This window comes from Actibacterium sp. EMB200-NS6 (assembly GCF_001305615.1).
Lineage (GTDB): Bacteria > Pseudomonadota > Alphaproteobacteria > Rhodobacterales > Rhodobacteraceae > Actibacterium_A > Actibacterium_A naphthalenivorans.
Genome location: NZ_CP010869.1, coordinates 1,762,622 through 1,787,704 on the forward strand (window position 1 = coordinate 1,762,622; position 25,083 = coordinate 1,787,704).

The following is a 25,083-nucleotide window of genomic DNA, read 5'->3' on the forward strand; positions in this document are numbered from 1 at the left end:
GAGCTTGTGGCATGTGCGGATTTGTGGAGATACGCCTAGAAAGGCACAGAATATGCGCAAAAATGTATGATCAGCCTGAGCGACTGCTGTGATCCCCCGCAGCCGGTATCCGGCGCGGGGGATCGTGGGCCCTGATGGGCTATTCTTCGCCGCTCTCGAGCGCGTCTTCGCCCTGGTCGGCGATCCAGGCGACAGAGACGACCTCTTCGCCCTTGCTGGTGTTGAACACCTTTACCCCGCCGGCGCTGCGCGACCGGAACGAGATGCCGTCGACAGGGCAGCGGATCGACTGGCCGGTCGAGGTGGCCAGCATGATCTGGTCGTCCATTTCCACCGGGAAGGCCGCCACGAGCCGCCCGCCGCGCATGGCCTTGTCCATCGCCTGCACACCCTGACCGCCGCGCCCGCGCACGGGATAATCGTGGCTGGACGAAAGCTTGCCGGCACCGCCGGAGGTGATCGTCAGGATCAGATCCTCGGCCGCCGACATCTGGGCGTAACGCTCTTGGCTGAAATCGGTGGCGGCGGCGCCCTCATCCTCTTCCACCTCGGCGTCATCGGCCAGGCCCGCGACCGCGCGGCGCATTTTCAGATAGGCGGCGCGCTCTTCCGACGTGGCCTCGAAATGCCGGATGACGGCCATCGACACCACCTTGTCGCCAGCCGCCAGACGGATGCCGCGCACCCCCGTCGAATCGCGGCCCTTGAAGATACGCAGATCGGTGGTGGGAAAGCGGATGGCGCGCCCGCCGGAGGTGACAAGCATCACGTCGTCATCCTCGGTGCAGATGCGCGCGTTCACCAGGCTGACGCCGTCGGGCAGTTTCATCGCGATCTTGCCGTTCGATTTCACGTTGGTGAAATCGGAAAGCTGGTTGCGCCGCACGTCGCCCGCTGTGGTGGCGAAGACGATCTGCAGATCGGACCATTCCTCTTCGGGGCGGTCGACCGGCATGATGGCGGCGACGGAAACCCCCTTGGGAATCGGCAGGATGTTGATGATCGCCTTGCCCTTGGCGGTGCGCCCCCCCTGCGGCAGGCGCCAGGTCTTCAGCTTGTAGACCATGCCTTCGGTGGTGAAGAACAGAAGCTGGGTGTGGGTGTTGGCCACGAACAGGGTGGTGACCACATCCTCTTCCTTGGTCGACATGCCCGACAGGCCCTTGCCGCCGCGGCGCTGCGCGCGGAATTCATGCAAGGGCGTGCGCTTGATATAGCCAGACTGGGTGACGGTCACGACCATGTCTTCGCGCTCGATCAGGTCTTCGTCGTCCATGTCGCCGGACCAGTCGACAATCTCGGTGCGGCGGGGAACGGCGAATTGTTCGCGCACCTCGCGCAGTTCGTCGGAGATGATTCCCATGATCCGCTCGCGCGAGCGCAGGATGTCCAGATACTCGCGGATCTTGCCGGCCAGCTCCTGCAGCTCGTCGGTCACCTCTTTCACGCCCATCGCTGTCAGGCGCTGCAGGCGCAGCTCAAGGATCGCGCGGGCCTGGGTTTCGGACAGGTTGTAGGTGCCATCCTCGTTCATCTTGTGCGACGGGTCGTCGATCAGCTGGATGTATTCGGCGATGTCATGGGCGGGCCAGCGGCGCGTCATCAGCTTTTCGCGCGCCTCGGCCGGGTCGGCGGAGGCGCGGATCGTCGCCACGACCTCGTCCACATTGGAAACCGCCACGGCCAGACCGCACAGGATATGGCTGCGCTCGCGCGCCTTGCGCAGCTCGAATGCAGTGCGCCGGGCAACGACTTCCTCGCGGAAGCTTACGAAGGCGGACAGGAATTTGCGCAGGGTCAACTGCTCGGGGCGGCCGCCGTTCAGCGCCAGCATGTTGGCGGCGAAGGAGGTTTGCATCGGCGTGAATCGGAACAGCTGATTGAGCACGACCTCGGCGGTGGCATCACGCTTGAGCTCGATCACCACACGCACGCCGACACGGTCGGATTCGTCCTGAACGTGGGAAATGCCTTCCAGCTTTTTCTCGCGCACCAGTTCGGCGATCTTCTCGATCATCGCCGCCTTGTTCACCTGATAGGGAATCTCATCCAGAACAATGGCATAGCGGTCTTTCCTGATCTCTTCGACGCGGGTCTTGGCGCGGATGATGATCGAGCCGCGCCCTTCGAGATAGGCCTTGCGGGCGCCGGAGCGGCCCAGAATGATGCCGCCGGTCGGGAAATCGGGGGCCGGGATGAATTCCGTCAACTGCTCTGACGACAGATCGGGATTGTCGATCAACGCCAGCGTGGCGTCGATCACCTCGCCCAGGTTATGCGGCGGGATGCGTGTGGCCATGCCCACGGCGATGCCTTCGGAGCCGTTGACCAGAAGGTTGGGGAACCGGGCCGGAAGCACCACCGGCTCGCGGTCCTTGCCATCGTAGTTGTCCTGGAAATCGACGGTTTCCTTGTCGATATCGGTCAGCAGGGCGTTCGCCGATTTCGCCAGCCGCACTTCGGTGTAGCGAAAGGCCGCGGCCTTGTCGCCATCCATCGAGCCGAAGTTGCCCTGGCCATCCAGCAGTGGCAGCGACATCGAAAAATCCTGCGCCATCCGCACAAGCGCGTCGTAAATCGCCGAATCGCCATGCGGGTGGTACTTGCCCATCGCATCGGCCACCGGGCGCGAGGATTTGCGGTAGGGTTTGTCGAATGTATTTCCGACCTCATTCATGGCATAAAGAATGCGCCGGTGCACAGGTTTTAGGCCATCGCGCAGATCCGGGATCGCGCGGGAGACGATCACGCTCATCGCGTAATCCATGAAAGACGTCTTCATCTCCTCTTCGATGGAGATGCGCGGGCCGTCGTACCGGGGCGGCTCTGGCGTGTTTTCGTCTTCGTTTTCAGGGGTTTCCGGCGTGTCGTTCACGTTTATTTCCGCCCGTTCTTGCGCGCTCTATATATTGTTACCCGAACTATATCTTAACCTGTATATGGGGTGCAATGGGCGCGGCGGGGGAATGCAAGCAGCCGCCGGGATGGAGTGATAACATACTGTTTTAATTGAAAACTAAATCAGTTCGGGCATGCTTTATTTCACAAATGTGACAAAGGAGAAATGCATTGAGCAGAAATGAGACCGAGTTGCTTTTGAAAGGCTACGGGCTGACCACGGCGGAATTCTTCTACCGGATGCCCGACTATCAAAACGTCCTGAACACATTCGTCTGGCAGGATTACGATCTGGCGCCCGATCATCCCCGGCTGTTCAAGTTCATCGAGTTCTGGCACGACGAAATAGAAGGGCCGCTGCATTCGGTGCGCTTTACCCATCGCAAACTGCTGGCGACGGGCGAATGGCGCAATGTGGTGGGGGAATTCACCCTGCACTGAGCAGCGTCAGTGGCGCAGGCTGGCCCGTGCCGCCAGCACCCACAGGAGCGCGAAGGCGAAGGCGGCCAGCGCGTTCCAGCTTGCCATCGACAGGCCCAGCATCTGCCATGCCACCTGATCGCACATGACCACCTTGGGGGCGGCGTCGAAATTCAGCAGATCGCTGCCCGACAGGCCAGACAGCCCGTCGCCGCTGCCGGTGCAGGAGGTGGGGCCAGGCCACCATTTGCGCTCGACCCCGGTGTGATAGACGCCGAGCGCCCCGGTCGTCAGCGCGGCCGCCGCGCCCAGAAGCGGCAGAACCACGCCGCGCACCATCAGGGCCAGCGCGCCGATCACGATGGCGGCGGCATGGGGCCAGCGCTGCCACAGGCACAGCTCGCAGGGCGGCAGCCCGCCGATGTACTGAAATCCGAACGCCCCCGCGAGCATTGCGGCCGATCCGCCGGCGGCCAGCAATATCAGCGTCGTGCGGCTCACAGGTATTTCACCATCGCGAAGCCGCCGAAGAACAGCAGCATGAGCACGGTGAACACCGCCCCCAGCCGCTTTTCGATGAAATCACGCACCGGCGGGCCGAATTTCCACAGCAGCGCCGCCACGATGAAAAACCGAAAGCCGCGCGCCACGATGCTTGCCACGACGAATATCCCGAAGTTGAGCCCGGTCGAGCCCGACAGGATGGTGATGACCTTGAACGGGAAGGGCGTGACGCCGGCGATCAGCACCGCCCAGGCGCCCCATTCGTTGTAGCGCGCGCGGAATTCCTCGAAATAGGCATCCTTGCCGTAGAACTCCAGCACCGGCCGGCCGACGCTCTCGAACAGTCCGAAGCCGATATAATAGCCCAGCAACCCGCCCAGAACCGACGCCACAAGCGCGACGCTCGCGATCAGCCAGGCGCGTGACGGGCGGGCGATGATCATCGGAATCATCAGCACGTCTGGCGGGATCGGGAACACCGAGCTTTCGATGAAAGCCACGAAGGCAAGCGCCCAGAGCGCATGGCGATGCTCGGCGAGTGAAATCGTCCAGTCATACAATCTGCGGATCATCCGAGCATTCCCTGCGGTCCCGTTCTCGCCTATGCAGCATGGTGGCTACGTCGGGTCAAGCCGTCGCGGCGCTTCCCAGCCCGGGAAACCGGCGGTAATCTCGGAATTGTCAGATCTGTGGGGTGTGTGATGAAATGGCGGGGGCGGCGCGGTAGCCGGAACATCGAAGACAGGCGCGGCCGGGGCGGCGGCGCGGGCGCGATCGGCGGTGTCGGGCTGCTCGCGGTGCTGGCGATCGGCTATTTCCTCGGGATCGACGTAACGCCGCTGTTGCAGGAGGGCGGCCTTGGCCAGACCGGCGAGGTGGAACTGACCGAGGCGGATATGCGGGCGGGCGAGTTTGTGTCGGTCACGCTGGCCGATACCGAAGAGGTCTGGGCGGATATCTTCCGCCGCCAGGTCGGGCGCGCGTATGATCCGGCGGTGCTGGTGCTGTTCAAGGGCACCACAAGCTCGCCCTGCGGCGGGGCCAGCGGCGCGACGGGGCCGTTCTATTGCCCCGGCGACAACAAGGTCTACCTCGACACCGGCTTTTTCACCACGCTGGAGCGGCGCATGGGCGCGGGCGGGGATTTCGCCGCGGCCTATGTGGTGGCGCATGAGATCGCCCATCATGTTCAGAACGAGCTTGGCATTCTGGGCCAGGCCAATGCCGTAAGGCAACGGGCAAGCACGGCGCAATCCAACGCGATCTCGGTTCGGATCGAGCTTCAGGCCGATTGCTTCTCCGGCATCTGGGCGGCCCATGCCCAGGAGCGTTTCGGCAGTCTGGAGCGTGGCGATGTGGCCGAGGCGATGAATGCGGCCAAGCAGATCGGCGACGATACGTTGCAACGCAACGCCGGCCGGGTGCCGATGCCCCATACCTTTACCCATGGCACGTCGGAGCAGCGCCAGCGCTGGTTCGCCGCCGGGTTCGAAAGCGGGGATCTGAACGCCTGCGATACGTTCGCGGCCGATACGCTTTGACGTTTTCGCTTGGCGCGGCGGCGGCGGCGTATTAAAGACCGTCTCCGCTGGCCCGAGTGGCGGAATGGTAGACGCAGGGGATTCAAAATCCCCCGCTGGAAACAGTGTGTGGGTTCGAGTCCCACCTCGGGCACCAGCTTTTCGAAATCCTGATTCTGCAAATATTTTCCGATCCGGCACGATTCGGCGGGTTTCCGCACGGCAGTTTTCTGCCCACGTTTCCAATCATTTTAGAACGTCCCGATTGCATCGCCTTTCGAAACAAAGGCGGGTTCACATTTTCGCCTTGATCTTGTTCGAAATGTGGCGCGCAGGCCGTGGTTAAGCGCGCGCCTTCTGGAAACAATAACGGGCCGGGGCACCGCGCGGATTGCCGGAATCCCCCGGAAACGCGCATTCCCACCCGCAGTTTCGATGCAAAACCGGAAACAATCACCCGCAGAGCGCGGGCCGCACGTCGCGCGGAGAGGGTTGAAACACGCGCGCCCTGACCCCGATTTTGCCATGCGAGCGCCACTTTTGGCTTGGCCGAGAGGGGTCTGGATGGGTAAACCGAGGACACCCTGCTGGGGGGTGAAGACATAAGGCCACGGGGGCGGCCGCACATGAGAACGCGTCTTGCTGGATGCGGGAGAACATGTGTGCCGACCTACGCGCTTTGCGGCGGTCGCGCATTTGCGGGCGGGGTTGCCGGGGCGTGTTGTATTGCCGGCGGCCGGTGTTTGGGTCTGACGATCCGCCCGTTCTCCCTCACCAGGACAGACATTCATGTGCGCCGCCACGGGCATTCGATCTTTGCCGCCTGCGGGTGCATCGCGCGTATCGATGCGTAGCAAGTGATGTGGTTGAGCCAAGTGTGTGCGTAACGAGTGACATGAGGAAAAGCGGGCCGCCGTGCCGCGTTGCCTGTCGTGCGGAAAAGTGAAGAGTGAGTGATGTCTGAGTATCCGTATGACAAGAAGACCAGGGGCAATAGCGGAACGGCGGTCTTTTTCTCCGCCGCCGGATCCGGTGCCATCGCGGCATCCGAAAGCGCCCGGAAGGACCAGGCGCCGGATGCGCGGGCCGATGGCGCATCGACGCCGGAAGGCGAGGGGCGCAGGGACGGGGCCTCGGGCTGTCCCTGTTTCACACCGGGCGCCGGAATCGCGACGCCCCGGGGCGTAAAGCCCGCCGAAACGCTGCGCGCGGGGGACAAGGTGATCACCCGAGACAACGGCATTCAGGAAATCCGCTGGGTTGGAAGCAAAACGCTGACAGGCCGCGATCTGACCGCGGCGCAGTATCTGAAACCGGTCCTGATCAGGAAGGGCGCGCTTGGCGGCGGGCTGCCCGAGCGTGACATGATGGTCAGTCCGAACCACCGGGTGCTGTGTGCCAGCGACCGTGCGCTGGTGAATTTCCGCGAGCGCGAGGTGCTGGCGGCGGCCAAGCATCTGGTGAACCACCGTGGCATTCAGGTGGTCGATACCCTGAGCACGACCTACATCCATTTCCTGTTCGACCGGCACGAGGTGATCCTGTCGAACGGCATCTGGACCGAGAGCTTTCAGCCCGAAGAGGCGGTGCTCGACGGGATGGGCAACGCCCAGAGAACCGAGATTTACGACCTGTTTCCCAGGCTGCGGACGGCACCTGGGGAAACGGTTTTCCCGCCGGCGCGGCGGGTATTGAGCGAGGGTGAAAGCCAGCGCCTGACGGATTGATGCGGCATATGCAGCACGGAGCCGGGCGCCTTTTGCCCGTTCCGGTCCTGCCGGGGCCGCGTCTTTTCGCGCGGCCCCGGCGTCAGGGCGGTTGGTGCCGGCAAAGGGGGGCGGGGCTGGTTGTTGAAGAATGTGAAACAAATGGCGGAAAAAACGTCATTTGTTCGGGAATGGCCGGAAAGCTCGCCTCGTCGGAATTTCGACATGCGGGTTTCTGGCAATAAAACGGGGCGAAAGATGCTGCGACTGCAAAAAGACGCTTTCAAATGTGGCGAAACTTGGGCAAATTCAGGACGACATGCAGGCAGCATCCGTCGTTCAGTAAAAAAATAATGCGAAACGGTGTGATCCATTTGGATCTGGTGAGTGTGATTTGAACGAGGGCCGCTGCCATGGCGAACATCATTGGTGATAATAACGACAACGTTCTGAACGGAACGAATGCCTCCGATTGCATCGACGGCAAGGGCGGTGACGACACGATCAACGGGCTGGCCGGCAATGACACGCTGCTCGGCGGTACGGGCGATGACACCATCCTGGGCGGTGCCGGAAATGATTGTATCGACGGCGGCGATGATGACGATCACCTGTTCGGCGAAGACGGCAATGATTTCATTTCGGGCGGCTGCGGCGATGACGCCGTTTCCGGTGGCGCCGGGGCTGACTACATGTCCGGCGGTTCGGGGGATGATATCTTTTTCGACATCACCGCGGGCGACCATGTCGATGGTGGCAGCGGCTGTGACACGCTGGATCTGAGCGGCACGGGCGCGTTCTGCGTTATCTATACGTCCAAGGATCATGAAAACGGTATCGTGAAATTCATCGACGATGCCGGCAACTTCACCGGCACGATGACCTTTTGCGACATCGAAGACATCATCGTCTGCTTTACGCCGGGCACCACGGTTGCCACGCTGAAGGGCGCGCGCCCGGTCGAGGAACTGCAGCCGGGCGACAGGGTGATCACCCGCGACAATGGCGTGCAGGAAATCCGCTGGTCCGGGCGTCGGGATCTGACCGCCGATAAGCTGCGCGACAACCTCGACCTGCGCCCGATCCTGATCCGCGCCGGGGCCTTCGGCGACGGCGCGCCGCTGCATGACATGATGGTCAGCCCGAGCCACCGGATGCTGCTCGCCTCGAAACACGCGCAGCTATATTTCGACGAGCATGAGGTGCTGGTGGCCGCCAAGCATCTGCTGCACATGCCGGGGGTCGAACGTGTCGGGCCGCAGCCGACAAGCTATATCCATTTCCTGTTCGACCGGCACGAGGTGGTGCTGGCCAATGGCGCCTGGACCGAAAGCTTTCAGCCCGGCGATTACTCGATGCAGGGGCTGGGCGAAGATCAGCGCAGCGAGATTTTCCAGCTCTTTCCCGAGCTGGAAACCCGCGCCGGGCTGCAGGATTATTCGGCCGCGCGCAAGACGCTGAAAAAGCACGAGGCGCGGCTGCTGGCGGGCTGAGCCGGGCTCAGCCCCGCATGCGGGTGTCGCCCGCGTCGAACAGTTGTTCGGTGATCAGCCGGGCAGGGCGGCGCTGGCCCAGAATCTCGATCTCCACCGATAGCCCGTCCTGCGCCAGATCGGCGGGGATCAGCCCTTGCGCGATGGATTTTTGCGCCCAGTGCGAATAGCCGCCCGAGGTGCAGAAGCCGCGCACCGCGCCATCGATCCAGATCGGTTCATGGGCGATGACATCGGCATCCTCGGCGTCCACCTCGAAGGCGCAAAGCCGGCGGGCCGGGCCCTTCTGCCGCTCGGCCTCGGCGGCGGCGCGGCCGATGAAATCGTCGGGCTTGCCGAAGGCGATGAACCGGTCCAGCCCGGTTTCGGCGGCGGTGTAGTCGGGCGAGAACTCGCGCAGCCATGCGCCGAAGAACTTGTCGAGCCGCAGGCTCATCATCGCCCGCATCCCGAAGGGGCGCAGGCCCAGATCCTGCCCGGCGGCCCAGAGCACGGCCCAAAGCGCGCGCTGGCTGATCGGGTCGCAGTAGATCTCATAGCCCAGATCGCCGGTATAGCTCAGCCGCTGGACCACGCAATCGGCCATGCCCACGACCATCGGCTGCACATCCATGAACCGCATCGCCGCCACATCGGCGCGGGTGCAGCGCGCCAGAAGCTCGGCCGCCTTCGGCCCGGCGATCTGAAACCCGGTGCGCGTGTCAGAGACGTTTTCAACCTGCACATCGCCCTGTAGGTTCTGCAAGAACCAGCGCAGATGATAGGCTTGCGACCCGTAAGAGGCGGTCAGGTTGAACGCGCCCTCGCGCAGGCAGGACACGGTGAAATCGCCGATCAGCTTGCCCTTGGGCGACAGCATCGGCGTCAGCGCCACGCGGCCCGGCGCGGGGATGCGGCCGGCCATGATCCGGTTCAGCCAGGCGCGGGCGTCCGTGCCCGTGACCTTGAACTTGCCGAAGTTCTGCAGCTCGTTGATGCCCACGCCATTGCGCACGGCCATCACCTCGCGCGCGGTGGCGGCGAAGGCGTTGGAGCGGCGGAAACTCGGGGTTTCATAACGCGGTTCATCGCCCTCGGCGAAATAGTTCACCACCTCCAGCCCGAATTGCTGGCCCCAGACCGCGCCCATGCCATCGAAAATGTCATACATCGGCGTGGTCTTGAACGGGCGCGCGGCGGGCAGTTCCTGATTGGGATAGGTCACGGAAAACCGGTTCTGGTAATTCTCGATCACCTTGGGGCGGGTATAGCCCGGCGTGATCCAGTTTCCGAACCGCGCACAATCGAGCGCGAAGCTGTTCTGCGCCGGTTCGCCCTCGATCATCCATTGCGCCAGCGTCAGGCCGACGCCGCCGCCCTGGCTGAACCCCGCCATCACCGCGCAGGCCGACCAATAGTTGCGCACCCCCGGCACCGGCCCGACCAACGGGTTGCCATCGGGGGCAAAGGTGAAGGGGCCGTTGATCACGGTTTTCACGCCCGCGCGTTCCAGCACCGGAAAACGGCGATAGGCGAATTCGATGCTTGCCTCGACCTTGTCGAGCTTGTCTGGCAACAGCTCATGCCCGAACTCCCAGGGGGTGCCGTCCACTGCCCATGGCTCGCAGGGTTTTTCGTAAAAGCCGATGCACAGGCCACGGCCTTCCTGGCGCAGATAGCTTTCGCCGCCCGGGTCGATCACATGCGGAAACTCGGTGCCGCGCTCATAGATCTCGGGGATCTCGTCTGTCACCAGATACTGATGCTCCATCGGGTGCAGCGGGAAATAGATGCCCGCCATCGCGCCAACCTCGCGCGCCCACAGGCCGGCGGCGTTGACCAGATGCTCGGCGATCACGGTGCCCTTTTCGGTGACGACTTCCCAGGTGCCATCGGTCCGTTGGTTGGTTTCGAGCACCCGGTTGTGCAGCACGATCTCGGCCCCGCCCATTCTTGCGGCGCGGGCATAGGCGTGGGTGGTGCCGGACGGGTCCAGATGCCCGTCGAGCGGGTCGTAAAGCCCGCCCAGAATACCGTCGATATTGACCAGCTCGGCCCTTTCCTTGATCTCGTCGGGGCCAAGGATTTCGGTGTCCAGCCCCATGTAGCGATGCTTGGCGCGCTCGGCCTTGAGCATGTCGAACCGTTCGGGCGTGTCGGCCAGGGTGATGCCGCCCACATGATGCAGGCCGCAATTCATGCCGGTGATCTGCTCCAGCTCCTTGTAGAGCCCGATCGTATAGCCCTGCAGCGCGGCCATGTTGGTATCGCCGTTCAGCGTGTGAAACCCGCCCGCCGCGTGCCAGGTGGAACCGCTCGTCAGTTCCGACCGCTCGATCAGCATGACGTCGGACCAGCCGAGCTTGGTCAGATGGTAAAGCACCGAACAGCCGACAACGCCGCCGCCGATGACGCAGACCTGGGTATGGGTTTTCATGGGGCCCTCATGGCTTGCAACATGGGGCCAGCGTGGCGGCGAGGGGCCGGGGCGGCAAGGCCAAAGGCGACATGATATGTCGCATCCGGGCAGGGGGGAGTTTTCTCGGTCTCTATCGCGGATTGGACGATATTCTGTTAATCTTAGTTAATGAAATATTAACGGCGCAATCTCAGGCGCTCATTGTGCATTGATGAGGACTAGGTGAAAATACATATTCTGGCGATTGTCATCGCCTTGGCTTCGGGACTGTCGATATCGGCAGGAGGCATGCAAACCACGCCGGTTTCATCCGCCCCATCCCTTCTGGACAGAATACAGGATTTGCGGCCCGATACGCTTTTCAACGCCGCATGCTGCAAGGTCTGCAGCAAGGGCAAGGCCTGTGGTAACAGCTGCATCAGCCGCGACAAGGCCTGTCGTGTCGGGCCGGGCTGCGCCTGTAACGGTTAGCGTTCAGGGATCAGCCCGCGCGGGCTGAACCGCAGCACCACAAGCAGCACCACCCCCATGGTCAGCAGCCGCATATGCGCCACGCTGTCCATCAGATGCGCCTTCAGCGCCGAACCGTCGGCCATGGGAGAGGTGATCAGCGCCATCAGCCACTGGCCCAGCGGTTCCACCTGCACCCACAGGAACCAGATCAGGAACCCGCCCAGCACCGCGCCCCAGTTGTTGCCCGATCCGCCGACGATCACCATCACCCAGATCAGGAAGGTAAAGCGCAGCGGCTGATAGGTGCCGGGTGTCAGCTGCCCGTCGAGCGTGGTCATCATCGCCCCGGCAATCCCGCAGATGGCCGAGCCCAGGATGAAGATCTGCAGATGCCGCGCCTTGACGTCCTTGCCCATCGCCTCGGCGGCGACCTCATTGTCGCGGATGGCGCGCATCATCCGGCCCCATGGCGAATTCAGCGCCTTCTCGCTCAGCCAGATCAGCGCCAGCAGAACGGCGGTGAACAGCAGCGCATAGCACAGCTTGACCACCACCGACGACGCGGTAACCGGATCGGCGCCGAACCGCGCCGCGGTCTGCAGAAACGCGGCGCTGCCTTGCAGGTCGATCTCATAGGGCACGGGGCGGGGCAGGCCGATCACGTTCTTCACCCCGCGCGCCAGCCAATCCTCGTTCTTCAGCACGGCGATCACGATCTCGGATATCCCCAGCGTGGCGATGGCCAGATAATCCGACCGCAGGCCAAGCGCCGTCTTGCCGATGATCCACGCCGCGCCGGCGGCCAGCAGCCCGCCCACCGGCCAGCTCAGCAACACCGGCAGGCCCAGCCCGCCAAGATAGCCGGTGCTGGCAGGGTTCACCGCCTCGATCGCGGCAACGCCGGGATCCAGCAGCCAGCGGTAGACGAAGAAGCCGGCGACCAGCCAGCACACCAGCGCCAGGCTGCGCACCCGGCCTTTCGCCAGCCGCTTCCAGATCGCCACCGCGCCGATGATCACCGCCGCACCCACCGCCAGCGCCAGCACCACCCGCGCGCCGCCGGCGGCCCATGCGGCCCCCACCGGCGCGGCCGACGTCAGCACGACCCCGAGCCCGCCCAGCGCGACAAAGCCCATGATGCCCACGTTGAACAGGCCCGCATAGCCCCATTGCATGTTCACGCCCAGGGCCATCACGGCTGAAATCAGGCCCATGTTCAGAATGGTCAGCGCCGCGTTCCAGCTTTGCACGAAGCCGGTGCCGATGATCAGCGCCGCCACGACGGCGAACAGAAATGCATCCCGTTTCGTCATACCGATTTCCCCCGGAAAAGCCCCGTCGGCCGGAACAGAAGCACGATGACCAGAATGGCAAAGGACACCGCGAATTTGTAATCGGTGGACAGAAGCTGCACCAACCCGTCGGGCGCCATGCTTTCAGGCAGCAGATAGGTCAGCACCTTCTTGAACGCATAGGTCACCGTCACCTCCGAATAGGCGATCACGAACCCGCCCGCGATGGCGCCGACCGGGCTGCCCAGCCCGCCGACGATGGCCGAGGCGAAAATCGGCAGCAGAAGCTGGAAATAGGTAAAGGGCTTGAAGCTCTTGTCCAGCCCGTACAGCACCCCGGCAATGGTCGCCAGCGCGGCGACGATGACCCAGGTGATGGTCACGACCCGCTCGGGGTTGATGCCCGACAACAGCGCCAGATCCTCATTGTCGGAAAACGCGCGCATCGATTTGCCGGTGCGCGTCCTGTTGAGAAACCAGAACAGCAGCGCCACCACGATCACCGCCGTGATCACCGTGATGCCCTGCGTGGTGCGGATGGCCAGCCCCTCTGCCAGCCCGGTCATCTGCTTGAAATCACGCGCGCTGATGATGAACCGCGCCCCGTCGGCAAAGCGCTGATCGTCCGGGCCGATGATGATCCGGGTCAGCCCGTTCATGATGAACATGATCCCGATCGACACGATCAGAAAGATCACCGGCGCCGCCTTCTGGCGCCGGTAGAAACGATAGATCATCCGGTCCGTCCCCAGCAGCAGCAGCGCGGTCACCGCGATCCCCGCCGGCAGCGCCAGAAGCGCGGTCGGCAGCGGCCCCAGCGACACACCCGCCCCCTGCAGCGCCCAGGTCACCAGAATGGTGACCATGGTGCCAAAGGCCATCGTGTCGCCATGGGCGAAATTGGAAAACCGCAGAACCGCATAGATCAGCGTAACCCCGAGCGCTCCTAGCGCCAGCTGCGCGCCATAGGCGGTGGCGGGGATCAGAACGAAATTGGCAAGCGCCACCAGGGCGTTGAGAAAATCCATCGCCTATCCTCCCAGAAACGTGCGCCGGACCTCGGGATCGGCCAGCAGCGCCTTTCCGGTATCCGTGAACGCATTCGCGCCCTGCACCAGAACATAGCCCCGGTCGGCGATCTCCAGCGCCTGCCGGGCGTTCTGTTCGACCATCAGGATGGAAATTCCGGTCCGGGCCACCTCGATGATCCGGTCGAACAGCTCATCCATCACGATGGGTGAAACCCCCGCGGTCGGCTCGTCCAGCATCAGCAGCCTGGGCCCGGTCATCAGCGCCCGGCCCACCGCCACCTGCTGGCGCTGCCCCCCCGACAGTTCGCCCGCCGGCTGCCGCCGCTTGTCACGCAGGATGGGAAACAGATCATAGACCTGCTCGATCGTCCCCGAAATATCATCGCGTCGCAGAAAGCCGCCCATCTCCAGATTCTCCTCGACCGTCATCGAGGTGAAGATGTTGTTGGTCTGCGGCACGAACCCCATCCCCTTGGCCACACGGGCCTGCGGCGACAGCGCGGTGATATCCTCGCCATCCAGCCGCACCGATCCGGTATGGATCGACAGCATCCCGAACACCGCCTTCATCGCGGTGGACTTGCCGGCGCCATTCGGCCCGACGATCACCGCGATCTGCCCCTTTTCCACCGAAAGGGTGCAGCCGTGCAGAATATCCGCGCCGCCATAGCCGCCGGTCATGTTCTCGCCAATCAGAAAGGGCTCAGCCATGGGCCCTCCGCGCAGCATTGCTCTTCATCTTTCCCCAAATATCCCCGCCGGAGGCATCCGGCCGCGCCATCCGGCACATCCGCCCGGTCATTGCGCCGCCGCTTTCATCTTGTTCTTCAGCCCGGTGCCCAGATAGGCCTCGATCACCGCCTCGTTCTGCATGATCTCCGTGGCCGAACCCTGTGCCAGAACCTTGCCCTCGGCCATCACGATCACCGGGTCGCAGAGCCGGGCGATGAAATCCATGTCATGCTCGATCAGGCAGAAGGTATAGCCGCGCTCCTTGTTCAGCCGCAGGATGGCATCGCCGATCGTGTTCAGAAGGGTGCGGTTCACGCCCGCGCCAACCTCATCCAGAAACACGACCCGCGCGTCCACCATCATCGTACGGCCCAGCTCCAGCAGCTTCTTCTGGCCGCCAGACAGGTTGCCCGCCTTTTCCTCGGCCAGATGGTCGATGGTCAGAAAGGCCAGCACCTCATCCGCCTTTTGCGCCAGCGCGCGCTCTTGCGCGGCCACCGCGCCGCGCCGGAACCAGGCGTTCCACAGGCCTTCGCCGGATTGGCCGCCGGGCACCATCATCAGGTTTTCGCGTACCGTCATCGATGAAAACTCGTGCGCGATCTGGAAGGTGCGCAGCAGCCCCTTGTGAAACAGCGCGTGCGGCGGCAGGCCGGTGATATCCTCGCCCGCCATCGTCACGCTGCCTGACGTTGGTGGAAGAACGCCGGCGATCACATTGAACAGGGTCGATTTTCCGGCACCGTTCGGGCCGATCAGCCCGGTGATCGAGCCTTCTTCGATCTCGATCGAAGCGCCGTCAACGGCGCGAAACCCGCCGAAGTGCTTGTGTATGTCCCGGGCGATGATCATCCCCAGCCCCCTCGGGCCTTTTGGCCCTTCTTGTTTATGGAAACAGCCCGGGGCCGGGCCCCAGGCTGTTTCGGGTTTCAGAATGCGCGCTTACCGGTAAGCCACGGTTTCGATCTTGCCGCCCTTGATTTCGATCTCTTTATAGCTGCCGGCGGATTCGCCGGGCCCGATCAGCTCGACGGCGGTGGCGCCCACATAGTCGATCTCGCCCCCCTCGGCGAGGATCTTCAGCGCCTTGGCCAGCTCGCCGGGATAGATCGGCTCGCCGGGGGCGTTGGCCACGTCGAACACCTTGCCCTTGTAATCGGCGGGCTCGGCCGATCCGGCCGCCTGCATCGCCAGCATGATCAGCGCGGCGGCGTCATAGCTTTCGCCGACATAGGGCGAGTTGCCGGTAAAGCCGGCGGCCTCGGCCATTTCCAGCATCATGCCGGCGCCTTCGCTGTCGGTGCCGGGCAGGGTGCCGAAGGACCCGTCGATCTCGTCGCCGAAGGTGGTTTCCAGGGCGGCGCCGATCATCCCGTCGGGCAGCACGAACGTCTCGAACGCACCGGTATCCAGCGCGGCGCGAATGATGCCCGGGCCGCCCTGATCGACGTAGCCGGCGACCACAAGCGCATCACCCCCGGCCGAGGCCAGCGCGCCCACTTCGGCAGAGTAATCGGCCTTGCCGTCTTCATGCGCGGTGCTCAGCGTGACGCTGCCGCCGGCCGCCTTGAACGCCGCCTCGAAACTGTCGGCCAGGCCCTTGCCATAGTCGTTGTTGGTATAGCTGAGCGCGACCGTGGTGATGCCGCGTTCGACCAGCACATCGGCCAGAACCTGGCCCTGGCGCGCGTCTGAGGGCGAGGTGCGGAAGAACAGGCCGTTGTCTTCGGCGGCGCTGAGCGCGGGCGAGGTTGCCGAGGGAGAGATCATCACGATGCCGTTGGGCACCGCCACATTGGCCAGCACCGCGCCGGTGACGCCGGAACAATCCGCGCCCATGATGCCCTTCACCCCGTCCGAGGTGATCAGCCGTTCGGCGCCTGCGGTCGCGGCGGCGGCGTCGACACAGGTGCTGTCGGCGCGCACCGGCGTTACCGTGGCCCCGCCCAGCAGCGCGCCGGAGTCAGACACTTCCTTCATCGCCAGCTCGGCGCTTGCCGCCATCAGCGGCGTCAGCGATTCGATGGGGCCGGTGAAGCCCAGAATGATCCCCAGCTTGACCTCGTTGGAATGGGATGCCGCCAGCGCGGCAGTCGCCGTGACCGCCGAAAGGGCCGTGCCCAAAAGCAGTTTCTTCATGTGTCTTCACTCCCGTATTGGAACCGTCTCCGGTGAAAAATCGTAAAGGGCGTATCTGAAAAAGAAAAGCGCGCCCATGCGGCAGGACGTCGGGGAAGGGCGGTATTTTCCACACAGCGGCCACGGGTGCCTAAATCGAGAGCCGCGTGGCCTGGCTGCCACGTTCGCGATAGGGGGTCGTGTTGTAATGGGCCCGGTAGCATTTGGAGAAATGCGAGGGCGAGGCGAAGCCGCAGGCCAGCGCCACGTTGATCACGCTCATATCCGTCTGCATCAGCAGGTTGCGCGCCTTTTGCAGCCGCAGTTCCATGTAATAGCGCTTGGGCGAGCGGTTGAGATAGCGGCGGAACAGCCGTTCGAGCTGCCGGGTGCTCAGGCCCACGTCATGGGCCAGGATCGCGGGCGAAATCGGCTCTTCGAGGTTCTGCTCCATGATCTGGATCACCTGGCTGAGCTTGGGATGGCGCACGCCGATGCGCGTCGGGATCGACAGGCGCTGGGTGTCCTGGTCGGTGCGGATCGACGAATAGATAAGCTGATCGGCCACCGCATTGGCCAGTTCCTCGCCATGGTCATCGGCCACCATTTTCAGAACCAGGTCGATCGAAGAGGTGCCGCCGGCCGTCGACATCCGGTTGCCGTCGATCACGAAGACCGATTTGGTCAGGCTGACATCCTCGAACGCCTCGGTGAAACTGTCCTGATTCTCCCAATGGATCGTGGCGCGCTTTCCATCCAGCAGCCCCGCCTTCGCCATCGTGTAAGAGGCAGTGCACAGCCCGCCGATGGTCAGGCCCCGCCGGGCCTCGCGCCGCAGCCAGTTCAGCAGGCGCTTGGTGGTCGCCGCCTGCACGTCTGTGCCACCACAGAGCAGGATGACGTCCTCGCGGTTCAGCTCGTCCAGATCCATGTCGAGCTTGAAGGACGCGCCGTTGGAGCAGGTGGCGAAATCGCCGCCTTCGCCCGCCAGCACCCAGCGGTAAAGCTCTTTGCCCGACATGCGGTTGGCTATTCTCAGCGGTTCGATCGCGCAGGCGAAACTGAGCATGGTGAACTGGTCCAGCAGAACGAAAACAAAGGTGCGCGGGCGGGCGATTTCGCCTTCCACGTCAATCAGGAACTCCTCGCTCAACCGATCTGCCACCAGACACTCCCTGCGGTGCAACACACCAGCGAAAGCAGGTTTGGCCCCGGCAATCAAGCCATCGCGGGAAAAACCCGCCGATCGGCGGGTTTGGCCGCGCGGAATTTGCGGTGGCGCGCGCGGGCCCGAATGCCTATAAGAACGCGCGCGAAACCGCAGTTTTTGGAGCAATGACGATGACCAAGTGGCAAAAATCTGACTGGCGCAACAAGCCCCGGGTTCAGATGCCCGAGTATACGGACAAGGCAGCGCTGGAGGCCGTGGAGGCCCGGCTCGCCCAGTATCCGCCGCTGGTCTTTGCCGGCGAGGCCCGCAAGCTGAAGGAAAAGCTGGCCGCGGCGTCGAAGGGCGAGGCGTTTCTGCTGCAGGGCGGGGATTGCGCCGAAAGCTTTGCCGAGTTTTCGGCCGTGACCATCCGCGACACGTTCAAGGTGCTGCTGCAGATGGCCATCGTGCTGACCTATGGCGCCAAGGTGCCGGTGGTCAAGGTGGGCCGGATGGCCGGGCAGTTCGCCAAGCCGAGGTCGGCCCCGACCGAGATCGTGAACGGCGTCGAGCTGCCGTCCTACCGCGGCGACATCATCAACGGCTTCGAGTTCACCGAAGCCGCCCGCACGCCCGATCCCAACCGGATGCTGGAGGCCTATACCCAGGCGGCGGCGTCGCTGAACCTGCTGCGCGCGTTTTCCAAGGGTGGCTATGCCGATATCCATCGGGTGCACAGCTGGACTCTGGGCTTCACCGATCGTGAAGAAGCCGAGAAATACCGCGAAATGGCCAGCCGCATATCGGACACGCTGGATTTCATGTCTGCCGCCGGGATCAACTCCGAAACCGCGAGCACCATGGCGACGGTGGATTTCTTCACCTCGCACGAGGCGCTGCTGCTGGAATATGAAGAGGCGCTGGCCCGCGTGGACAGCACCACCGGCACCATGATCGCGGGCTCCGGCCACATGATTTGGATCGGCGACCGCACGCGCCAGCCCGACGGCGCGCATGTGGAGTTCGCCCGTGGTGTGCAGAACCCGATCGGCCTGAAATGCGGCCCGTCGATGACGGCCGATGACCTGAAGCTGCTGACCGACAAGCTGAACCCCGAGAACGAGCCGGGCCGTCTGACCCTGATCGCGCGGTTCGGCGCCGGCAAGGTGGGCGAGCATCTGCCGCGGCTGATCCGCGCGGTGCGCGAGACCGGCGCCAACGTGCTTTGGACCTGCGATCCGATGCATGGCAACACGATCAAGTCGGCGACCGGCTACAAGACCCGGCCGTTCGACAACGTGTTGCGCGAGGTGCAGGAGTTCTTCGCCGTGCACAAGGCCGAGGGCACCATCCCCGGTGGCGTGCATTTCGAGATGACGGGCAAGGACGTGACCGAATGCACCGGCGGCGTGCGCGCCGTGACCGAAGAGGACCTGTCGGATCGGTATCACACCGCCTGCGACCCGCGCCTCAATGCCACCCAGGCGCTGGAATTGGCGTTTCTGGTGGCCGAAGAGCTTGGCGACCGCCGCCAGGAGACGCGGCGCGCGGTGCTCTGACCGTCAGTCGCCGGATCTGACAAGCCGAAGGGCCGGGCGACTGTCGCGCGGCCCTTTGTCTTTGGTGGCGGGCGGTTGCGGCGCAAAGCTTGCGGGCCATTCGGAAAACCCCGTGGCGGGCGCGGGCGCGGGGGCGACGAAGCCGGGCAGGGGTGGCAACGGCTTCACGCGGGCCGCGTCGATGCGCAGCCGGCAGGGCGCGCGGCCGGCGCCGCCCTCCGTTACCAGACAGCCCAGCGCCCGGCCTATGGCGCCGGTTTCACTGCGCAGCGGCAACAGCAGCATGGTGCCGTAAAGCCCGTGCGCGCCTTCGCCCGACAGGGTCAGGCGCAGGGTCTGCGGCCCGTCGAACAGCCCCTGCACATGGGCGGCCAGCGCGGGCCGGGCCGCAGCGGTGAAAAGCGCCGAAAGCGGCATGCCGCTGACCTCCATCCCCATCAGGCCGGCCAGATGCGATCCGGCGACGCGGAACCGGACGATGCCCGGCGCCACCCGTTCCAGGATGAACACATGATCCAGCGCGCGTTCCAGGCCGCGCGGATCCACCTCGGCCCGGTCGGGCAGCACGCGCCCGGCACGCAGACCTTCCCAATAGGCCTCGACCTCATTGACAAGCGGAAAGCGCATGGTCCCCCGATACTCCGACAGGGCAATCACCTTTGCCCCTTTGCCAAACAGCCGTCTCACCGCGCACCTCTTGCCAGACATCCCGAATGCGGGCGCCGTTGTCGCTGCGTCGGCCGATGTGTTAACGCTAGGACGACACGGTTACCCAAGTCTTAACATGGCATGAAATGCCGGATACCGAGGGACAAAAGAAAACAGATGGTTAACTCTATGACCGGGTTCGCTGCGGCGACCGGGGGGCAGGGCCCGTATCGCTGGGCGTGGGAATTGCGCAGTGTCAACGCCAAGGGGCTGGACCTGCGGCTGCGGGTGCCCGACTGGATCGGCGGGCTGGAACAGGGCGCGCGCGCCGAACTGGCCCGGCGGATCAAGCGGGGCAACATCAGCCTGAACCTGCGCCTGACGCGCGAGGCGGGCGATATGCCTTTTCAGGTGGATTCCGACATGCTGCACGCCATGCTGGCGGCGCTGAAGCAGGTGGAACGGGCGGCGAAAGAGCAGAACCTGCCGCTGCGCCCGGCCTCGGTGGCCGAGGTGATGGGGATGCGCGGCGTGCTGCAGACCGGGCCCGCCGACGAAGATACCGGGCCGCTTCTGAAGGCGCTGCTGGGCGAGCTGCCGGCGCTGATCGAGGCTTTCGACGAGATGCGCGCGGGCGAGGGCGCGTCGCTGGCCGCGGTGCTGCATGATCAGCTTGGTGCCATCGAGGCGCTGATCGCCGACGCGATGCGCGAGGCGGATGCACGCCAGGGCCAGATGGCTGTTTCCCTGCGCAGCAACCTGGCGCGCGTGATGGATCACAGCGAGGGGGCCGACGAGGCCCGCGTGGCCCAGGAACTGGCGCTGATCGCGGTCAAGGCAGACATCCGCGAAGAGCTGGACCGGCTGGAAGCGCATGTGCTGGCGGCGCGCGATCTGTTGCGGGCCGAGGGGCCGATCGGCCGCAAGCTCGACTTCCTGATGCAGGAATTCAACCGCGAGGCCAACACCCTGTGTTCCAAGTCGCAGTCCACCGCGCTGACCCGGATCGGCCTTGACCTCAAGGCCACCATAGATCAGATGCGCGAGCAAGTTCAGAACGTGGAGTAGAACATGGCCGACCGGCGCGGGCTTCTAATCATCCTGTCCTCGCCCTCCGGCGCGGGCAAATCCACGCTGGCAAAGCGGCTGCGCGTCTGGGATCCGGCGATCCGCTTTTCGGTCTCGGCCACCACGCGGCCGCCCCGGCCGGGCGAGGTGGAGGGCAGGGATTATCATTTCATCAGCGAGCCCGAGTTCAAGCGCGCGGTGGCGGAGGGCGAGATGCTGGAACATGCCCATGTGTTCGGCAACTTCTACGGCTCGCCCCGCGCCGCGGTGCAGGACGCGATAGACGCCGGGCAGGATGTGCTGTTCGACATCGACTGGCAGGGCGCGCAGCAGATCCGCAACTCGGCGCTGGGGCGGCACACGCTGTCGATCTTCCTGCTGCCGCCCTCGATCACCGAGCTGCGCCGGCGCCTGGAAAGCCGCGGCCAGGATACCGCGGAAACGATCGCCAAGCGGATGCAGCGCAGCTGGGATGAAATCAGCCATTGGGACGGGTATGACTTCGTGCTGGTCAACGACGACCTTGACGAAACCGAGGAACGTCTGAAAACCATAGTGACGGCGACACGCCTGCGCCGCAGCCAGCAGCCCGATCTGCTGGATCACGTGCGCCGGCTTCAAATGGAGTTCGAAGAGAACCAATGACGCTTTACTCACTCGACGGATTCACCCCGGAGCTTCCCCCCGATGGCGATTGCTGGATCGCGCCCGATGCCAATCTGATCGGCAAGGTCGTTATCGGCAACGGCGCCTCTGTGTGGTTCGGCTGCACGTTGCGCGGCGACAACGAGACGATCACGGTGGGCGATGGCAGCAACGTTCAGGAAAGCACCGTCTGCCACACCGATATCGGCTATCCGCTGACCATCGGGCGCGACTGCACGATCGGGCACCGGGCGATGCTGCACGGCTGCATCATCGGCGACGAGACGCTGATCGGCATGGGGGCGACCATCCTCAACGGCGCGAAGATCGGCAAGAACTGCCTGATCGGGGCGGGGGCGCTGATCACCGAGGGCAAGGAGATTCCCGACGGATCGCTGGTGATGGGCGCGCCGGGCAAGGTGGTCCGGCAGCTCGACGAGGCCGCGATCGAAAAGCTGCGCAAATCGGCCCAGGGCTATCAGGCGAACATGCGCCGGTTTCATCAGGGGCTTCAGCCCGTCCGCTAGAGCGCCCGCTCAGTGCCCGGCGCAGGTGATCACCTCGACATCGAGGCCGGGGCAGATCTGGCGCAGTTCGCGGCGGATGATCTCGGGGCGCGGCACGCGCGGCGCCACCACCAGATAAGTGCCGCGATAGTCCGCCAGGTGCAGTTGCAGCGCCAGGTCCATCGCATCGAAATGTTCTGCCACCAGCGGCGAGACGATACATGACGTGCCGGGCGCGCAGGCCAGCCCGGCGTGCAACAGCGTATAGGGCAGGGGCTCTAGCCGCGCTGTCGCGTCCGGCAGGGGCCAGCGCGGCACATCGCTGGTGGGCATGCCGATGACCAGCGCCAGCGTCGCGCCGGCCGGAGCCTCGCGGGGCTGGATGTGGATTTGAGGATGTTGCTTCAAAACTCAGGCTCGAATCACTTGGCAGGGCAATCAGATGGGCGAAGGCGGGGCGTCGACGGAAATGTTAGACAGATTTTTTCGGAAATCCAAAACATCTCTGCAGGTTTAGGTTGTAAATTCAAATCCGGCGCATCTCTGCCGCGCCCGCTGCTTGCCGATCCGCATTTACAAAACCGGACCGCTGGACAAGTGTTGCGCCAAACGCAGCAGGCCCGGAAAACACCACATGTCCCCCGATACGCTTCAGAACGTCCTTGCGGCGGTCCCCTTGCCCCTTGTCCTGATTTCCCAGAGCGAGCGGGTCGAAATGATGAACGCCCGCGCCGAGGAGATGTTCGGCAACAGCGGCATCGGGCGGCAGTATATCACCGTGCTGCGCCATCCCGCGCTCCTGGATTGCGTCGAGGAAACGCTGCGGCTGCGGCAGCAGCGCCGCAGCCGCTTTCTGACCACCGACATGTCGCGCGAGGCCAGCTATGACGTCACCACCAGCCCGGTGGAACTGGATGGCTGGCATGGCGTGCTGGTCTGTTTCGAGGATGTCACCGCGCGCGAGCAGGCCGAACAGATCCGCCGCGATTTCGTGGCGAATGTCAGCCACGAGCTGAAGACCCCGCTGACCGCGCTGCTGGGCTTTATCGAAACGCTGAAGGGCCCGGCCCGCGATGATGCGAAGGCGCGGGAGCGCTTTCTCAACATCATGGGGCGCGAGGCGGAGCGGATGAACCGGCTGGTGCGCGATCTGCTGTCGCTCAGCCGGGTGGAAAGCGAAGAGCGGATGCGCCCGTCGGAGCGGGTCGATGTGGTGGCGCTGGTCAATTCCTCGGTGATGACGCTGCGCGCGATGGCGGCAGAAGCGAATGTGGCGCTGGACGTCACCGGCCATAACGCGCCGGTCTTCGTGCTCGGCGATGCCGATCAGCTTGTGCAGGTCTTCACCAACCTGATCGAGAACGGCATCAAATACCGCGGCGCCGATGGCCGCGTCACGGTCAAGATCACCTATTCCGAACGGGAGCTTGCGTTCCGCGGCCCCGGTGTGCGGATCGACGTCATAGACCGCGGCGAGGGCTTTGATCCGGTTCATATTCCGCGACTCACCGAACGGTTCTACCGTGTCGATGACCACCGGTCGCGCGAAATGGGCGGAACCGGGCTTGGGCTGGCCATCGTCAAGCATATCGTCACGCGTCATCGCGGCCGGTTCCGCATCGACAGCACCCCGGGCGAGGGCAGCCGCTTTTCGGTCATGTTGCCAGTTGCTTAACGGCGCCCAAAAACCCTCGACAACTGAGGCGATTTGTCTAGATTTTCCCGATACCGCGCCTTGTCATAAAATCGTTACCAAACTGTCACAAAACCATAGCCACGGGGCAATACCACGCGCTCTGAGGTCGCTGCTGACTGCGACCGACACCAAGACATCAGGAGCTCTACATGTCCTTTGTGAAACTGACCGCCTCCACGCTGGCGATCGCTGCCGTTTCCGCAACCGCCGCCGCTGCACGTGACAACGTGCAGATCGCCGGTTCCTCGACGGTTCTGCCTTACGCCTCCATCGTTGCCGAAGCCTTCGGCGAGAACTTCGACTTCCCGACCCCGGTCGTGGAATCGGGCGGTTCCTCGGCTGGCCTGAAGCGCTTCTGCGAAGGCGTCGGCGAGAACACCATCGACATCGCCAACGCATCGCGCAAAATCCGCGACAAAGAGATCACGGCCTGTGCCGAAGCCGGCGTGACCGATATCATCGAAGTGCGCATCGGCTATGACGGCATCGTCTTCGCCTCCGACATCAATGGCAACTCGTTCGAGTTCACCCCCTCCGACTGGTACCTGGCGCTGGCCGCCGAGATCCCGGTTGATGGCGCCATGGTGCCGAACCAGAACGTGTCCTGGTCGACCGTGAACGCCGAGTTCCCCAAGCAGGACATCATGGCCTTCATCCCCGGCACCAAGCACGGTACCCGTGAAGTGTTCGAGGAAAAGGTTCTGCTGCAGGGCTGTGAAGACAGCGGCGCGATGGAAGCCATCCTGAAGATCAACGGCGGCGACGAAGATGCGGCTGAAGAAGCCTGCATGAGCGTTCGCACCGATGGCCGCTCGGTCGACATCGACGGCGACTACACCGAGACCCTGGCCCGCATCGACGCCAACAAGGACGGCATCGGCGTGTTCGGTCTGGCCTTCTACGAGAACAACACCGACAAGCTGCAGGTCGCAACCATGTCCGGCGTCGTTCCCTCGACCGAGAGCATCTCGACCGGCGAATACCCGGTGTCGCGCCCGCTGTACTTCTACATCAAGAAGGCCCACATCGGCGTGATCCCCGGCGTCAAGGAATATGCCGAGTTCTTCGTCTCTGACGAGATCGCCGGCCCCGACGGCCCGCTGGCTGCCTATGGTCTGGTTTCGGACCCCGAGCTTTCCGCCATCCAGGCGGCCGTGGCTGCCGAAACGACCATGAACTAAGGCGTATCCTCGCCTGACGGGCGGCGCGTATCCCGCGCCGCTCGGACTTCCCTTTTTAAGACCTT

23 protein-coding genes and 1 tRNA gene are annotated in these 25,083 nt (G+C 64.0%); 11 read left to right on the forward strand and 13 right to left on the reverse strand.

Annotation, left to right across the window (positions count from 1 at the left end; translation table 11 throughout):
• Positions 1–139: 139 nt before the first annotated feature.
• Complete coding sequence (gyrA, locus tag TQ29_RS08630; RefSeq protein WP_054538818.1) at positions 140–2,875, reverse strand: DNA gyrase subunit A; 2,736 nt, start codon at positions 2,873–2,875, stop codon at positions 140–142.
• A 194-nt stretch (positions 2,876–3,069) separates the two neighbouring features.
• On the opposite strand from gyrA, the gene TQ29_RS08635 reads away from it, so the two are divergent.
• The gene (locus TQ29_RS08635) at positions 3,070–3,339 is read left to right on the forward strand and encodes an usg protein (protein WP_054538819.1); all 270 of its coding nucleotides are present in this window, start codon (positions 3,070–3,072) and stop codon (positions 3,337–3,339) included.
• 6 nt (positions 3,340–3,345) lie between these two features.
• Here TQ29_RS08635 and TQ29_RS08640 read toward each other — a convergent pair whose 3' ends face one another.
• Complete coding sequence (locus tag TQ29_RS08640) at positions 3,346–3,819, reverse strand: disulfide bond formation protein B (protein ID WP_054538820.1); 474 nt, start codon at positions 3,817–3,819, stop codon at positions 3,346–3,348.
• The gene (locus TQ29_RS08645) at positions 3,816–4,394 is read right to left on the reverse strand and encodes a YqaA family protein (protein WP_054538821.1); all 579 of its coding nucleotides are present in this window, start codon (positions 4,392–4,394) and stop codon (positions 3,816–3,818) included. The genes TQ29_RS08640 and TQ29_RS08645 overlap by 4 nt, the downstream gene beginning before the upstream one ends.
• A gap of 129 nt (positions 4,395–4,523) precedes the next feature.
• Between TQ29_RS08645 and TQ29_RS08650 the strand changes: the two genes are divergently transcribed.
• The 4 genes from TQ29_RS08650 (at position 4,524) to TQ29_RS08665 (ending at position 8,541) form a co-directional block, all read left to right on the forward strand.
• Entirely contained in the window at positions 4,524–5,363 is an 840-nt protein-coding gene (locus TQ29_RS08650; RefSeq protein ID WP_054538822.1) for a neutral zinc metallopeptidase, read from the forward strand.
• A gap of 50 nt (positions 5,364–5,413) precedes the next feature.
• A tRNA-Leu gene (locus tag TQ29_RS08655) sits at positions 5,414–5,499 on the forward strand.
• A gap of 799 nt (positions 5,500–6,298) precedes the next feature.
• Complete coding sequence (locus TQ29_RS08660; protein WP_082386584.1) at positions 6,299–7,069, forward strand: Hint domain-containing protein; 771 nt, start codon at positions 6,299–6,301, stop codon at positions 7,067–7,069.
• Positions 7,070–7,461: 392 nt separating this feature from the next.
• Positions 7,462–8,541: a Hint domain-containing protein gene (locus TQ29_RS08665; protein WP_054538823.1), complete on the forward strand. Its 1,080-nt coding sequence runs from the start codon at positions 7,462–7,464 to the stop codon at positions 8,539–8,541.
• A gap of 7 nt (positions 8,542–8,548) precedes the next feature.
• Here the strand turns inward: TQ29_RS08665 and TQ29_RS08670 are convergent, their stop codons facing one another.
• The 8 genes from TQ29_RS08670 to TQ29_RS08700 form a co-directional block, all read right to left on the reverse strand.
• Positions 8,549–10,957 (reverse strand): FAD-dependent oxidoreductase, encoded by a 2,409-nt coding sequence (locus TQ29_RS08670; protein WP_054538824.1) that lies wholly within the window; start codon positions 10,955–10,957, stop codon positions 8,549–8,551.
• Positions 10,958–11,157: 200 nt separating this feature from the next.
• Positions 11,158–11,370: a hypothetical protein gene (locus TQ29_RS20645; RefSeq protein ID WP_157445555.1), complete on the reverse strand. Its 213-nt coding sequence runs from the start codon at positions 11,368–11,370 to the stop codon at positions 11,158–11,160.
• A gap of 36 nt (positions 11,371–11,406) precedes the next feature.
• The gene (locus TQ29_RS08675; RefSeq protein ID WP_054538825.1) at positions 11,407–12,705 is read right to left on the reverse strand and encodes a branched-chain amino acid ABC transporter permease; all 1,299 of its coding nucleotides are present in this window, start codon (positions 12,703–12,705) and stop codon (positions 11,407–11,409) included.
• A complete protein-coding gene (locus TQ29_RS08680) occupies positions 12,702–13,712 on the reverse strand; it encodes a branched-chain amino acid ABC transporter permease (RefSeq protein ID WP_054538826.1) in 1,011 nt (336 codons plus the stop codon). The genes TQ29_RS08675 and TQ29_RS08680 overlap by 4 nt, the downstream gene beginning before the upstream one ends.
• 3 nt (positions 13,713–13,715) lie before the next feature.
• Complete coding sequence (locus TQ29_RS08685; RefSeq protein WP_054540381.1) at positions 13,716–14,426, reverse strand: ABC transporter ATP-binding protein; 711 nt, start codon at positions 14,424–14,426, stop codon at positions 13,716–13,718.
• Positions 14,427–14,513: 87 nt separating this feature from the next.
• Positions 14,514–15,299 (reverse strand): ABC transporter ATP-binding protein, encoded by a 786-nt coding sequence (locus TQ29_RS08690; protein ID WP_037206555.1) that lies wholly within the window; start codon positions 15,297–15,299, stop codon positions 14,514–14,516.
• 90 nt (positions 15,300–15,389) lie between these two features.
• Complete coding sequence (locus TQ29_RS08695) at positions 15,390–16,586, reverse strand: ABC transporter substrate-binding protein (RefSeq protein ID WP_054538827.1); 1,197 nt, start codon at positions 16,584–16,586, stop codon at positions 15,390–15,392.
• Positions 16,587–16,716: 130 nt separating this feature from the next.
• Positions 16,717–17,634 carry a GlxA family transcriptional regulator gene (locus TQ29_RS08700; protein ID WP_369817422.1) on the reverse strand — a complete coding sequence of 306 codons (918 nt, stop codon included), beginning with the start codon at positions 17,632–17,634 and terminating at the stop codon, positions 16,717–16,719.
• Positions 17,635–17,906: 272 nt separating this feature from the next.
• On the opposite strand from TQ29_RS08700, the gene TQ29_RS08705 reads away from it, so the two are divergent.
• Positions 17,907–19,274, forward strand: a complete 1,368-nt coding sequence (locus TQ29_RS08705; RefSeq protein ID WP_054540382.1) for a class II 3-deoxy-7-phosphoheptulonate synthase — start codon at positions 17,907–17,909, stop codon at positions 19,272–19,274.
• 3 nt (positions 19,275–19,277) lie between these two features.
• On the opposite strand, the gene TQ29_RS08710 is transcribed toward TQ29_RS08705, so the two are convergent.
• Positions 19,278–19,961, reverse strand: a complete 684-nt coding sequence (locus TQ29_RS08710; RefSeq protein ID WP_054538828.1) for a PAS domain-containing protein — start codon at positions 19,959–19,961, stop codon at positions 19,278–19,280.
• A gap of 138 nt (positions 19,962–20,099) precedes the next feature.
• Here TQ29_RS08710 and TQ29_RS08715 point away from each other — a divergent pair, with 138 nt between their 5' ends.
• The 3 genes from TQ29_RS08715 to TQ29_RS08725 are packed head-to-tail and all read left to right on the forward strand — an operon-like array spanning position 20,100 to position 22,162.
• Entirely contained in the window at positions 20,100–20,990 is an 891-nt protein-coding gene (locus TQ29_RS08715; protein WP_054538829.1) for a YicC/YloC family endoribonuclease, read from the forward strand.
• A 3-nt stretch (positions 20,991–20,993) separates the two neighbouring features.
• Positions 20,994–21,635 carry a guanylate kinase gene (gene gmk / locus TQ29_RS08720; protein ID WP_054538830.1) on the forward strand — a complete coding sequence of 214 codons (642 nt, stop codon included), beginning with the start codon at positions 20,994–20,996 and terminating at the stop codon, positions 21,633–21,635.
• A complete protein-coding gene (locus tag TQ29_RS08725) occupies positions 21,632–22,162 on the forward strand; it encodes a gamma carbonic anhydrase family protein (RefSeq protein WP_054538831.1) in 531 nt (176 codons plus the stop codon). Before gmk ends, TQ29_RS08725 begins: the two co-directional genes overlap by 4 nt.
• A gap of 9 nt (positions 22,163–22,171) precedes the next feature.
• Here the strand turns inward: TQ29_RS08725 and TQ29_RS08730 are convergent, their stop codons facing one another.
• Positions 22,172–22,549, reverse strand: coding sequence for a hypothetical protein (locus tag TQ29_RS08730; RefSeq protein WP_054538832.1), 378 nt, complete (start codon positions 22,547–22,549; stop codon positions 22,172–22,174).
• A gap of 226 nt (positions 22,550–22,775) precedes the next feature.
• On the opposite strand from TQ29_RS08730, the gene TQ29_RS08735 reads away from it, so the two are divergent.
• The gene (locus tag TQ29_RS08735) at positions 22,776–23,816 is read left to right on the forward strand and encodes an ATP-binding protein (protein ID WP_054538833.1); all 1,041 of its coding nucleotides are present in this window, start codon (positions 22,776–22,778) and stop codon (positions 23,814–23,816) included.
• Positions 23,817–23,986: 170 nt separating this feature from the next.
• Entirely contained in the window at positions 23,987–25,018 is a 1,032-nt protein-coding gene (locus TQ29_RS08740) for a substrate-binding domain-containing protein (RefSeq protein ID WP_054538834.1), read from the forward strand.
• Positions 25,019–25,083: the final 65 nt, after the last annotated feature.

Coding starts and splice junctions, on each gene's coding strand:
- TQ29_RS08645 (WP_054538821.1), bottom strand. CDS start 4,394: ATGATCCGCAGATTGTATGACTGGACGATTTCACTCGCCGAGCATCGC.
- TQ29_RS08650 (WP_054538822.1), top strand. CDS start 4,524: ATGAAATGGCGGGGGCGGCGCGGTAGCCGGAACATCGAAGACAGGCGC.
- TQ29_RS08660 (WP_082386584.1), top strand. CDS start 6,299: ATGTCTGAGTATCCGTATGACAAGAAGACCAGGGGCAATAGCGGAACG.
- TQ29_RS08665 (WP_054538823.1), top strand. CDS start 7,462: ATGGCGAACATCATTGGTGATAATAACGACAACGTTCTGAACGGAACG.
- TQ29_RS08670 (WP_054538824.1), bottom strand. CDS start 10,957: ATGAAAACCCATACCCAGGTCTGCGTCATCGGCGGCGGCGTTGTCGGC.
- TQ29_RS08675 (WP_054538825.1), bottom strand. CDS start 12,705: ATGACGAAACGGGATGCATTTCTGTTCGCCGTCGTGGCGGCGCTGATC.
- TQ29_RS08680 (WP_054538826.1), bottom strand. CDS start 13,712: ATGGATTTTCTCAACGCCCTGGTGGCGCTTGCCAATTTCGTTCTGATC.
- TQ29_RS08685 (WP_054540381.1), bottom strand. CDS start 14,426: ATGGCTGAGCCCTTTCTGATTGGCGAGAACATGACCGGCGGCTATGGC.
- TQ29_RS08690 (WP_037206555.1), bottom strand. CDS start 15,299: ATGATCATCGCCCGGGACATACACAAGCACTTCGGCGGGTTTCGCGCC.
- TQ29_RS08695 (WP_054538827.1), bottom strand. CDS start 16,586: ATGAAGAAACTGCTTTTGGGCACGGCCCTTTCGGCGGTCACGGCGACT.
- TQ29_RS08700 (WP_369817422.1), bottom strand. CDS start 17,634: ATGCTCAGTTTCGCCTGCGCGATCGAACCGCTGAGAATAGCCAACCGC.
- TQ29_RS08705 (WP_054540382.1), top strand. CDS start 17,907: ATGACCAAGTGGCAAAAATCTGACTGGCGCAACAAGCCCCGGGTTCAG.
- TQ29_RS08715 (WP_054538829.1), top strand. CDS start 20,100: ATGGTTAACTCTATGACCGGGTTCGCTGCGGCGACCGGGGGGCAGGGC.
- gmk (WP_054538830.1), top strand. CDS start 20,994: ATGGCCGACCGGCGCGGGCTTCTAATCATCCTGTCCTCGCCCTCCGGC.
- TQ29_RS08725 (WP_054538831.1), top strand. CDS start 21,632: ATGACGCTTTACTCACTCGACGGATTCACCCCGGAGCTTCCCCCCGAT.
- TQ29_RS08735 (WP_054538833.1), top strand. CDS start 22,776: ATGTCCCCCGATACGCTTCAGAACGTCCTTGCGGCGGTCCCCTTGCCC.
- TQ29_RS08740 (WP_054538834.1), top strand. CDS start 23,987: ATGTCCTTTGTGAAACTGACCGCCTCCACGCTGGCGATCGCTGCCGTT.